Origin of the sequence: Streptomyces sp. NPDC049887 (assembly GCF_040656535.1) — a bacterium.
Taxonomy (GTDB): Bacteria; Actinomycetota; Actinomycetes; order Streptomycetales; family Streptomycetaceae; genus Streptomyces.
Map to the genome: position 1 here is coordinate 43,445 of NZ_JBFAMM010000018.1, position 11,665 is coordinate 55,109.

At 74.2% G+C, this 11,665-nt stretch carries 10 protein-coding genes; 5 read left to right on the forward strand and 5 right to left on the reverse strand.

All coding sequences use genetic code 11. The features are described 5' to 3' along the window. The first annotated feature begins 164 nt into the window (after positions 1-164). Positions 165-1,292 carry an ATP-binding protein gene (locus AB0J10_RS21855; protein ID WP_363064006.1) on the forward strand — a complete coding sequence of 376 codons (1,128 nt, stop codon included), beginning with the start codon at positions 165-167 and terminating at the stop codon, positions 1,290-1,292. After that, complete coding sequence (locus AB0J10_RS21860; protein ID WP_363064008.1) at positions 1,289-1,942, forward strand: response regulator transcription factor; 654 nt, start codon at positions 1,289-1,291, stop codon at positions 1,940-1,942. The genes AB0J10_RS21855 and AB0J10_RS21860 overlap by 4 nt, the downstream gene beginning before the upstream one ends. 69 nt (positions 1,943-2,011) lie before the next feature. Here the strand turns inward: AB0J10_RS21860 and AB0J10_RS21865 are convergent, their stop codons facing one another. Next, the gene (locus AB0J10_RS21865) at positions 2,012-2,290 is read right to left on the reverse strand and encodes a hypothetical protein (RefSeq protein WP_363064010.1); all 279 of its coding nucleotides are present in this window, start codon (positions 2,288-2,290) and stop codon (positions 2,012-2,014) included. Between the two features lie 330 nt (positions 2,291-2,620). Between AB0J10_RS21865 and AB0J10_RS21870 the strand changes: the two genes are divergently transcribed. Next, entirely contained in the window at positions 2,621-3,871 is a 1,251-nt protein-coding gene (locus AB0J10_RS21870) for an ROK family transcriptional regulator (protein WP_363064156.1), read from the forward strand. Between the two features lie 83 nt (positions 3,872-3,954). On the opposite strand, the gene AB0J10_RS21875 is transcribed toward AB0J10_RS21870, so the two are convergent. From AB0J10_RS21875 to AB0J10_RS21890, 4 genes are all read right to left on the reverse strand, one after another. Next, entirely contained in the window at positions 3,955-4,353 is a 399-nt protein-coding gene (locus AB0J10_RS21875; RefSeq protein WP_363064012.1) for a hypothetical protein, read from the reverse strand. Positions 4,354-4,378: 25 nt separating this feature from the next. Continuing rightward, positions 4,379-4,996 carry a hypothetical protein gene (locus tag AB0J10_RS21880; RefSeq protein WP_363064014.1) on the reverse strand — a complete coding sequence of 206 codons (618 nt, stop codon included), beginning with the start codon at positions 4,994-4,996 and terminating at the stop codon, positions 4,379-4,381. 67 nt (positions 4,997-5,063) lie between these two features. Beyond that, positions 5,064-5,978, reverse strand: a complete 915-nt coding sequence (gene htpX, locus AB0J10_RS21885; RefSeq protein ID WP_363064016.1) for a zinc metalloprotease HtpX — start codon at positions 5,976-5,978, stop codon at positions 5,064-5,066. A gap of 141 nt (positions 5,979-6,119) precedes the next feature. Beyond that, positions 6,120-7,685 carry an amidohydrolase gene (locus AB0J10_RS21890; protein WP_363064018.1) on the reverse strand — a complete coding sequence of 522 codons (1,566 nt, stop codon included), beginning with the start codon at positions 7,683-7,685 and terminating at the stop codon, positions 6,120-6,122. Between the two features lie 425 nt (positions 7,686-8,110). Here AB0J10_RS21890 and AB0J10_RS21895 point away from each other — a divergent pair, with 425 nt between their 5' ends. Together AB0J10_RS21895 and AB0J10_RS21900 are read left to right on the forward strand one after the other, a co-directional pair. After that, entirely contained in the window at positions 8,111-9,835 is a 1,725-nt protein-coding gene (locus AB0J10_RS21895) for an ABC transporter ATP-binding protein (RefSeq protein ID WP_363064020.1), read from the forward strand. Next, positions 9,832-11,625, forward strand: coding sequence for an ABC transporter ATP-binding protein (locus AB0J10_RS21900; RefSeq protein ID WP_363064022.1), 1,794 nt, complete (start codon positions 9,832-9,834; stop codon positions 11,623-11,625). Before AB0J10_RS21895 ends, AB0J10_RS21900 begins: the two co-directional genes overlap by 4 nt. Positions 11,626-11,665 lie beyond the last annotated feature (40 nt).

An 11,665-nucleotide genomic window follows, 5' to 3' on the forward strand; every position in this document is an offset into this window, starting at 1 on the left:
CACTTCGCCTCCTTCATTGCCTGAATTCCGGGCGGCGCGGGGACCCGGCGCGATGGTCTGATGACTCGGCGGGTCCGGTGCCGGGACGCTTGGCAAACTACGGGCCCCGGCGACCGGGCTGTACCGCCGTTTCAGGGGGGTTGCGTGGGCGGGGGAGACCTGCCGTGATCGTGGGTTCGGGGCTTCAGCGGGCCCAGGCGTTCATTGTCCTGGCGACCGGCCTCTACCGGGCCAGCCACTTGGTGGTGGGTGTGCTCGCGGTGGTTCAGCACCAGCGGGCAAGTGCCCTGTCCTGGGCCGGGATCGTGGTCGCCGTGTCGACGAGTCTGCTGGTCTTCGGCACGGCCCGGTCCAAGGGCTGGTTCGGCACCTGGCCGCCGCTGGTGGACCTGGTGCTGGTGGGATGCGTACTGCCGTTCCCGGTGTACGCGGGTGGTGCCCACCGGCCGGCGGACCTCGGCTGGTCGATGCTGCTCGGCGGGTCGGCGAGCGCGGTCGCGGCGGTCGCGTTCGCCAGGCCGGCGGCGGCGGCCGGCGCGGTCGTCGCGCTGCTGGCGACCCACACGGCGGGCTACCGGCCGACCGGTGCGGACGTCGCCGTGATCGCCGCGCACCTCAACGCGATCGTCTCGTCGGCCGTGCTGGCGCGCGTCTTCTGGTGGTACCTGCGGCGCCAGGGCAGTCTGCTCGACGCGGCGACGGCCCAGGCCCTCGCGGCCGAGGCCGAGCGGGCCCGGTACGCGGAACGCATCGCCCACCACCGGGCGTTGCACGACACCGTGCTGGCGACGCTGACCGCGATCGCGAGCGGGCGGGCCGACGCCGACGCCCTGCCCGTGCGGGAACGGTGCGGCAGGGAGGCGGCGTACCTGCGGCGCCTGGTGCTGCAGCAGCAGGCCCAGGAGGACCGCGCCCCGGGGACCGCGGCGGCGATCGAACGCGCCGTGCGGTCGGCGGAGAGCCTGGGGTTGCGGGTGAACGCCCAGTACGACCGCCTGGCGGAGATACCGGCTCCGGCCGCGGCCGCCCTCGGCGACGCGGTCACGGAGGCGCTCAACAACGTACTGCGGCACGCGGGGACCGACCGCGCCCAGGTGACGGTCACCGGCGGAGCCGGCCGGGTCGTGGTCACCGTGGTCGACCGCGGAGTCGGCTTCGACCCGGGCACCGTCCCCCGGGGACTCGGCCTGCGTTCCTCGGTGGGCGCCCGGATGCGCGAGAGCGGAGGCGCCGCCGACGTGGACAGCGCCCCCGGTGAGGGCACCCGTGTCGAACTCAGGTGGCCGGCGTGATCACCGTGGCGGTGGTCGACGACGACCGGATGCTGCTCGACGGGCTGCGGGTCTGGCTGGACGGAGTTCCGGACGTACGTCTGGCGGCGACGGCGTGCACGGTGGGGCAACTCCTCGCTCAGGGGTACCCCGTCGACGGCGCGGCGGCGCGACTGCCTTACGACGTCGTCCTGCTGGACCTGGTGCTCGGTGACGGATCGCAGCCACCGCAGAACATCCGGCGGCTGCGGGCCGCCGGACCGCGGGTCCTCGTCATCAGCACCGTGGCGGACCGCGGGCGGATCGTCGCCGCGATCGCGGCCGGTGCGGACGGCTACCTCACCAAGGACCATGATCTGCCGACGCTGGTGCGGGCGGTCGGGGAGGTCGCCGCGGGCGGTACGGCCCACTCCGCGGAGCTCGCCTTCGCCTGGGCGCACGACGACGGGCCTGCCCGTCCGAGCCTGTCCCCGAAGGAGCGTCAGGTGCTGGTGGAGTACGCCTCCGGGCTCACGCTGAAGGCCACGGCGCGCCGCGCCGGTGTCAGCCCCCACACGGCCAAGTACTACCTGGACCGGGTGAAGGACAAGTACCAGCAGGCCGGCCGCCCCACGTACACCAAGATCGACCTCGCGGCGAGGGTGCGGGAGGACGGCTGGGAGGACGGCTGACGCCGCTCACCGCCCCGGTCGGCCGGCGTTCTCCGGCCTGGCCGGCGGCGGGTCCGTCCGACCGTGTGATCAGTCCGAGGGGCCGCCGGGTGACCGGACGGAGGCCACGACCCGGCCGGCCATGACCTCGGGAGGGTTGGGGAGCAGCGGGGCGAGGTGGTCCCGCACGAAGTCCGCAGCCTTCCGGACCGACTCCTCGGCTCCCGCCTCGTCCTCGAAGACGCTGGTCGAGACCATGATCCCGTTCCCGGCGTCGACCCAGTAGTAGGCCAGGAGGCCGGGGATCCCCCGCATGAGCGGCACGAACCCCTCGTCCACGCGGCGGCCCGCCTCGACGGGATCGGTCACGCCCGAGTACCTTCTGACGGCTGCGTACACGGCTGGTCTCCTCACGGGTCCGGGGCTCCTGGTGCCCACGCCGTACCCCTGAGCCCCGGGTTGAGCCCGGGAGCCGCGCCGAGATCACCGGAACGGACCGGCGGCCGGCCCGAATGGCGGCGCGGGCGGACCCGGCCGCTCACCGGCGGGAGCCGTGACCGGCCGGGACCGGCACGGACCGTTCGGCGGGTGCCGGTACCGGAGCCGGTGCCGTGGGGGCGCGGAACTCTTCGACAACGCCGTTGCCGAAGCGGAGGGCGGGCGCACAATGAGAGTGTGCGTGCGCACTGGGCAGATGCCATCGGCCCGTCGGGCCGGGAAGCGCCCCTCCCGGCGGCCGCCGAGCAGGGCGGCGGCCAGGGCGGGAACCTGTCCCTGCTCCGGAACCACAACGCGTCGCTGGTGCCCGATCTGCTGCGGACGGCCGGGGAGGTCGGCATCAGCCGTCCCGAGATCGCCGACTACACGGGCCTCACCCCGCAGGCGGTCAGCAAGATCACGGCCCGGCTCCGCGAGGCGGGTCTCCTGGCGGAGGCCGGACGGCACGCGTCCACGGGGGGCAAGCCGCGCACGGCGCTGCGCCTGGAACCCTCGGTGGCGTACGCCGTGGGCGTGCAACTCGACCGGGACGAGATGACGGCGGTCCTGGTGGACCTGTCCGGTGCGCGGGTGGCGACGCGGGCGGTGTCCGCCGACCTCGGCGCGGGGCCGGACGTGGTCACCGACCGGGTGGCGGACCAGGTGCGCGCGCTGCTGGGCCAGTCGCCGGCCGGTCGCGCCGGAGGCGGCTCGGGTACTGCGGGCACCGGCGGGACCTTGGAGGCGGGGGAGTCCGGCCATGGGTGGCGGGGGCCCGAGGACCCCGCGGACGCCGGCGGCGAGGGGGCGCCGCGGGTGCTGGGCGTCGGAGTCGCGATGCCGGGGCCTCTCGACCACCGCGCGGGCGTTCCGCTGCGGGTCACGGGTTACCCGGAATGGGACGGGTACCCGCTGCGCGACGAACTGGCGGACCGGCTGGGTCTGCCGGTGGCACTCGACAAGGACACCAACGCCGCGGCCCTGGGGATACTGCTGCAGGGCGAGAGCGGCTCTTTCGCCTACGTGCACCTCGGCACCGGCATCGGCGCCGGCCTGGTGCTGGAGGGGGCCGTGTACCGGGGCGTGCGCACCGGGGCCGGGGAGTTCGGGCACCAGGTCGTCCAACTCGACGGACCCGCCTGCGCCTGCGGCAAGCGTGGGTGTCTCGAAGCGCTGTGCCTGGCCGCGATCGCCCGCGGTGACGTCGCCGACGCCGCCCGTGTCCTCGCCGTCGGTGTCACCAACCTGGCCGAACTGCTCGACATCGACGAGGTGCTGCTCGGAGGCCGGGCCGTCGCCGCGGCGGAAACGGAGTTCGTACGCGGCGTGCGGGCCGCGCTCCGGTCCCGGACGCACCTGATGGTCGCGCCGGCCGGAGGCAGCGCCTACCGCATCGCCGAGGGGGCGGCCCAGCTGATCCTCGCGCCCGTGTTCGGACGTACCGAGAACCCGTCCGGGCTGCCTAGGCGCTGAGCGCTGCCGCGTCCCGCTCGAAGGACCCCCCAACGGTCGCCGAAGGCGGCCGGGTGCGGATCGGTCCGCACCGCCCGAGCGGATCAGCCCAGACGGAAGTCCTTGCGGGCGGCCACGAACTCCTCGACCGAGCGGGCGGCGACGTCCGTCACGCGTTCCACGTCGTCGGAGGCCCGGTCGTAGCGGTTCTCCCGGTGGAGCCGGGCCATCGTGGCGATGTGCTGTTCGGTGTGCGGCGGAAGACCCACCCCGGCGAGCACCTCGGTCCGCCACCGGTCCAGGGAGACGTCCACGTACGCCACCGAACGGCCCAGCGCCCTGGAGGACTCCTCGGCCATCTCGCGCATGTCGACCGTCCGCGGCCCGGTCAGTTCGTACACGTACCCGATGTGCGGGGCGGGGTCGCGGAGAACCGTGGAGACGACCCGGGCGACGTCGGCCACGGCGACCGGCGAGGTGCGTCCCGCGCCGAAGGGCGGCACGATCGTGCCGTTCTCCCGGATCCCCTCACCCGCTGCCCCCGCCCTCCGCGCTCGCGGCGACTCCGGGCGCGCCCCAGAGGGGGAACCACCGGCTCAGATCGTCCTCGACGGGCAGGTCGTCCGCGAGCAGGGCCCGGACCTGGAGTTCCAGGGCGTTGTCGCGCTTCTCGACGGCTCCGGGGAGAGGGGCGAAGGGATAGAAGGTGCCCCGCTTGTAGAGATACACCAGGGCCAGGTCACGGTGTGCGGGGGTGTCACGGAACCCCACCAGCGAGCAGAGCAGTTGCGGGCCGAACCCGGCGTCCTGGAGGAGGACGTTGACGGCGTGCAGATCGTTCACCAGCGAGGCCGTGTCGTCGGCCGGGTGGCGGGCCAGGAGCCACGTGTACCCGTACGTGTCCCGCGTGAACTCCACGGGCGTCCCGCCCCGGCCGGTGTCGGCGTCGAGCAGTTCGCGTACGTCGTCCTGGATCCTCGCGAAGACAGCGCCCTCGACACCGGCGAAACACACCGAGCCGGCCCCGGTCGGGGCGAAGCCGGCTCCCGCCTGGAGGGTGATCGCCGCGGCGGGCAGGCCGAAGAGCCGGTCGAGGTCGGGCCGAACCGGCTTGCTGCGGCCGAGGATGGCGTCGAGGAGTCCCATGGGAGGTGTCCCCTTCCTCGGGCTCCGGCACCTCCCCGGGGTACGGGCCGGGAGGGCGCCGGTCCCGTCACGGGCGGCCGAGCCGCAGGGAGATCCTGCCGAGCTGGTCGAGGCGCTGCTCCAGCGTCGGGTGGAAGGAGAGCAACCGGCCCAGGCTCTCCTTGGAGGAGAACGCCGGGGCGAACCAGAAGGCGTTGAACGGCTCCGCCTTGCGCAGGTCCTGCGTCGGGATCCTCGCCATCTGGCCGGTCACCTTGGTGAGTGCCGACGCGAGCGCCGACGGGCGGCCGGTCAGGAGTGCGGCGGCACGGTCGGCGGACAGCTCCCGGTAGCGGGACAGCAGCCGGGTCAGCAGGAAGCTGATCACGTAGACCACGGCGCTCACCAGGGGTATCACGAGAACCGCTATGGCCGTGTTGCTGTCGCGGCTGCTGCGGCCGAGTCCGCTGTAGAGCCAGACCCGGGCCATCATCCCCGCGAGCACGCCGAGGAAGGAGGCCACGGTCATCACCGCGACATCGCGGTGGGCTACGTGCGACAACTCGTGTGCGATCACTCCCTCCAGTTCCTCCGGCTCCAGGCGGCGGAGAAGGCCGGTGGTGGCGCAGACGAGGGCCGTCTTCTCGCTGCGTCCGGTGGCGAACGCGTTCGGTATGTCACTGTCGGCGATCGCCACCCGCGGCTTCGGCATGTCGGCCAGGGCGCAGACGCGGTCCACGGCCCCGTGCAGCTCGGGCGCCTGCTCGGGAGTGACCTCGCGGGCGCCCATGCTGTACGCGGCGATCCGGTCGCTGAACCAGAACTGCGCGACGAACAGGCCGCCCGCGATCACCAGCACGAGGGGCCAGGAGTCGCGCAGGACGGCCAGCAGCACGCCCACGAAGACGACGTACAGGAGCCCGATCAGGAACATGGTCGTCACCATGCGGGTGGTCAGTCCCCGGTCGGCCGCATAACGTGAATGAGAACGGGTCCCTGGCATCGCTCACACTCCAGGCGGAATGGTTCCCCCACCCCTCGCTACCGAGTATGCGCCGATGCGGGCTATGGCGTGCATAAGGCCGTCCCGAGCCGCACCGTGCGGGGCGGTGCCGGCCGGGCACCGGCGCCGTGACGGCGCCGGTCAGTACGCGTCGTCGCCCTCCAGGAACGTACGGACCACCTCGATGTCGCCGATCCGCGAGGTCTCGGTCCGCCTGGGGTCGTCGCCCAGCACCACGAGGTCCGCCCGCTTCCCGGGCGTGATGCTGCCCGCGTCGGAGTCCCAGTGGCAGGCGCGCGCCGCCTCGACGGTGTACGCGCGCAGCGCCTCCTCCACCGTGGTCGCCTCGTCGGGGCCGATGGTGCGGCCGGACCGTGAGGCACGTTCGACCATGAACTGGACGGCCCGGAGGGGCGATCCGTCCGCCACGGGGCGGTCGGAACTCGCCACCAGGCGCACACCGTGGTCGAGGAAGGCACGGCCGCGGTAGAGCCACCCCTCCCGCTCCGCGCCCATGACGTCGGCGTAGTCGTCCCCGTGGTGGAGGAGGAAGCCTGGCTGGACGACGCAGGTCACGCCGAGCGCGGCCATCCGGGGAAGCTGGTCCGGGCGGACCAGGCCCGCGTGCTCGATGCGGTGGCGCGCGTCGGGGCGGGGCCGCAGCTTCTGTCCCTGCTCCAGGGCGTCCAGAGCGACGTCGACGGCCCGGTCGCCGATGGCGTGCACGGCGAGCTGCCAGCCCGCGAGGTGCCCCTCGACGATCGTGGCCGTCAGCTCCTCGGGTTCGCCCTGAAGCCGGCCCGAGGCGGAGCCGTGCCCCCGGTAGGGGCGGGTGAGGGCCGCCGTGCGGGCCATCATCCCGCCGTCCGCCCACACCTTCAGTGCGCCCAGGGACAGCGCCCCGCCGCCGAATCCGGTCCGCAGCCCCAGGGAGAGCGCGCGTGACGTGGTGTCCTGCCGTGCCGTGGCGACCGGGCGGAGCGCGTCGGAGGCCACCATCAGCTGGACCCGGACCGGCAGCCGGCCTGACTCATGGGCCAGTTGGTGGGCCGCTGCCTCGATCGGCCCCCGTCCGAACAGCTGTCCGCCGATGCCTGCCTCCGCGCAGCCGGTGATCCCCTCGGAGCGGCACACCCGGGCCGCGTGGGCCACCGCTCCGGCGAGTTCTTCGAGCGAGTGCGCCGGCCGGGACTGCAGCGCGGCCCCCATCGCCTCCTCGACGAGGAATCCGTCGGAGCGGACAGCCCAGGCGGGAAGTCCCTCCAGCACGGCGGTGTTCACCAGGCAGGCGTGACCCGAGACATCCCCCAGGAAGACCCTGCGTCCCTCGCTCACCGCGTCCAGGTCGGCGGCGGTCAGTGGCCGGTCGAGCGTCCGCCGGTCGTAGCTCCCGAGGTTCGCCCAGCCTCCGGCCGGTATCCGCGTCACCGCCTCCGCGACCGCCCGGAGCACGTCGTCGGCCCGGGTGCTGGGGGCCGCGGTCGGAGCCGACGCCTTGAGCCCGGCCCACGCCAGGTGCACATGGCTGTCGATGAAGCCCGGCAGCACCACGGCGCCGTCGAGGTCGACCGTGCGACGGGCCGTCAGCCCGCTGACGTCCTCGTCCAGTCCGACGACGCGCCCCCGCCAGATACCCAGTTCCGCGGCGCGAGGCCGGGCCGGATCCATCGTGACGATGCGCGCGTTGGTGATTCTCGTACACAGCACGGCAGTCCTCTCCTGCTTCGGGCGAGCGGGGGGCCACCCTGGCCACGGCACGTCGGCAGGGCCCCTAGGGGGCGCCGGCGGGGTGGAGCGGCCGGATCGGCGGCCCGGTCGGAGGCACGGGCCGATGGTGGGCCGACGCGGATCCGCGGCGCAAGACGACCTCGTCGGCCGCACCGCGTCACTCGCCGGGGTTCCGTCCGCTCCCCGCACCAGACGTGCCGGGAGCACCCGGGTCCGGCGCCCCGGTGCCGGACGCGCACCGGCCCCGAACGAGGCGGACCGAGCCGGTCCCGGGCGCCGGAAGCGCCTCACCCGGACGGTGGACTCCCCTTCCGGAGGGGTGGCCAGGGAAGTCGAATGTGGTTAGCCTTGCCTAAGTTGTCGTGCGGTTCCCGGGCACTTCTGAGCCGTATCCGGGGGGATGCGTGGGGGAGTCGGAGCTCCGGGGGCGGGACGTGCTGCGGAATGCGATCCGCGGCCAACGTCGCCCCGTCGCGCTCGGTGTGCTCCTCGGGGCGTGCCATCAGGGCGGCGAGGCGCTCGTGCCCGTCCTCATCGGGCTGGCCATCGACCAGGGGGTCGTCGAGGGGGATGCGGCCGGACTGATGCTGTGGCTCGGCGTACTCGCCGTCGTCTACCTCGGGCTCTCCGCCGGATTCCGGTACGGCGCGCGTGCCGGTGAACGCGCCTCGGTGACCGCGGCGCATCTGCTCCGCGTGGCACTCGTGGAACGCGTCCTCGCACCCGGGGGCGGCGCCGAGGACGGCCGGCTGCCCGGCGAGCTGGCGAACATCGCCACCGAGGACGCCAGACGGGTCGGCGCCGTGGCCATGGCCGTGATCGTAGGCGCGGGCGCGGCCGTGGGCCTCGTGGTCGGTGCCGTGGTCCTCCTCGGGGTCTCCGTCGTCCTCGGCCTGCTCGTGCTGCTCGGCACCCCACTGCTGCTGTGGCTGGGGCACCGCTTGAGCAAACCGCTGGAGCGGCGCAGCGAGACCGAGCAGGAGCGCGCCGCACGCGCCTCGGGCGTCGCCGCGGACCTCGTGGCCGGACTCCGGGTCCTGAAGGGCATCGGCGCCGAGCCGGCGGCCTCCGCCCGCTACCGGCGCATCAGCCGTGACTCACTGTCGGCCACCTTGCGCGCTGCCCGCGCCGAGGCGTGGCAGAACGGCGTCGTGACCCTCCTCACCGGAGCCTTCATCGCCCTTGTCGCGCTCGTCGGCGGCCGGCTGGCCGCCGACGGCGACATCGGCATCGGTGAACTGGTGTCGTGCGTCGCACTCGCCCTCTTCCTCATCGGGCCGCTCTCCGAGTTCTCCTGGGTCAACGCGGAACTGGCACAGGGGCGGGCGTCGGCCGACCGGATCGCCGGAGTCCTGGGCGCCCGCCCCGCCGTGACCGCGGTGCCCCCGGCCGGCCGCGAGACCGCCGCACGCCGCGTGCCCGTCGAAGGGCGGCTGCGGCTGCGCGACCTCACGTACGGCCCGCTGGACGCGGTCGACATCGACATCGACGCGGGGGAGACCGTCGGTGTCGTCGCCGTGAACCCCGCGGACGCCGTGGCGCTGCTGCACTGCCTGGGACGGCGCGCGGACCCCGAGCGCGGTGCCGTCGAGCTCGACGGGAGAGCCCTGACCACGCTGGACCTGGCGGAGGCGCGCCGCGCGATCCTCGTGGCAGAGCACGACGCGGACCTGTTCGAGGGCACGCTCCTCGAGAACGTCGTCGCCGTCGGTCCGGCCGAGGGGCGCGGAGCCGTGACCTCCGCCGCGGCGATGTCCGCTTCGGGAACCGACGAGGTCGCGCGCTCCCTGCCCGACGGCGTCGACACCGCCGTCACCGCCCGCGGACGCTCCCTGTCCGGCGGCCAGCGCCAGCGTGTCGCCCTGGCGAGGGCCCTGGCCGCGGACGCGCCCGTGCTCGTCGTCCACGAGCCGTCCACCGCCGTCGACGCCGTGACCGAGACACGGATGGCCGCCGGGATCAAGGCGGTCCGCAGTGGGCGCACCACCGTGCTCGTCACCAACAGCCCCGCTCTCCTGGCCGTCACCGACCGGGTCGTACTCCTGCGGGACGGCAGGGTCGCCGCCAGCGGCGTCCACGGGCACCTCGCCGGCACCCACGCCGACTACCGAACGGCGGTGCTCGCATGACCGGGACCCCCGCCGGAAGCGAGTCGGACGCGAGCCGTTCGCTGCTCCCCGTCGCCACCCCCGCCCGCACCCGTGCCGCCGTCGCCCGGTTGCTGCGGCCGCAACGCGCCCTGGCGGTGACCGCCTTCGCCGTCATGACCGGCGCCACCGCCGTGGGCCTCCTCGTCCAGCCGCTGCTGGGCCGGATCGTGGACCTCGCCGCCGACCGGGACCCGGCCGACGCCATCACCCTCACCGCAGTGCTGCTCGTCGCCGTCGCCCTGGCCCAGGGCGTCACCACCGGTCTCGGGCTGTCGCTGGTCTCCCGGCTGGGTGAGACGGCGCTCGCCCGGCTGCGTGAGCGGTTCGTCGAACGCGCCCTCCAACTGCCGCTGGACCGCGTCGAGAAGGCCGGTGCCGGGGACCTGACCGCCCGGGTCACCGCCGATGTGTCCCTGATCGCCGAGGCCGTACGCAACGCCCTGCCCGAACTGGCCCGTTCGCTCCTCACCATCGTGCTCACCTTCGGGGCGCTCGCCCTGCTCGACTGGCGGTTCCTGCTCGCCGCGCTCGTCGCGGTGCCCGTCCAGGCCCTCACCGCCCGCTGGTACGTCCGCTGCGCGATGCCGCTGTACGCCGAGCAGCGCGTGGCGGGCAGCGCGCAGCAGCAGCAGCTGCTCGACACCATCGCGGGCAGCAACACCCTCCGAGCCCTCCGCCTGGAGCGGGAGCACACCCGGCGGGTTACCGAACGGTCCCGGTCGGTGGTCGGGTTGACGATGCGCGGTGTGCGGCTCGTGCTCGGCTTCTACGGCAGGCTGCACATCGCCGAGTACCTCGGTCTCACCGCCGTCCTGGTCACCGGCTACTGGACGGTCCGCCAGGGCACGGCGTCCCTCGGCACCGCGACCACGGCCGCCCTCTACTTCCACAGCCTCTTCACCCCGGTCAACGCCGCCCTGGTGCTCCTCGACGACGCCCAGTCGGCCCACGCGAGCCTGGCCCGGCTCGTCGGCGTCACCGACGGGCCGGCGCCACGGGACCGTACGCGCATTGGCGTGGCCGGCGGCACCGAGGTCACCGTGCGCGGCGTGGGCCACGCCTACCGGCCCGGACACCCCGTGCTGCACGACATTGACCTGACGATCCGTCAGGGCGAGCGGGTCGCACTCGTCGGCGCCAGCGGAGCCGGCAAGACCACCCTGGCCAGGCTGGTCGCCGGCATCCACCCGCCGACCACCGGGACGGTCCTGGTCGGAGGAGTCCCGCCGACGGAACTCGGCCCCCTCGCCGCGGGCGGCACGGTGGCCCTCATCACCCAGGAGACCCATGTCTTCGCCGGCCCGCTCGCCGACGACCTGCGGCTGGCCCGGCCGGACGCCACCGACGACGAACTGCGCGCGGCGCTCGACCGGGTCGACGCACTCGTCTGGGCGGAGGAGCTGCCCGACGGCCTCGCCACCGTCGTCGGCGACGGCGGGCACCGGCTCGACGGGGCACGGACGCAGGCCCTCGCCCTCGCCCGGATGGTCCTCGCCGATCCTCCGCTCGTCATCCTCGACGAGGCCACCGCCGAAGCAGGCAGCGCCGGAGCGCGCGCGCTCGAGAAGGCGGTTGCGCGCGCCGTGGACGGCAGGACGGCACTCGTCGTCGCCCACCGGCTGGGCCAGGCGGCGGCGGCCGACCGCATCGTCGTCATGGAGTGCGGGCGGATCGTCGAGTCCGGCACCCACGACGAACTGCGCGCCGCCGGAGGGCCCTACGCATCGCTGTGGGAGGCGTGGTCGGACACCCGCGACACCGGCTCCTAGCCGCCGGCACGCAAACGACGCCTCCCCTCAACCCCTCACG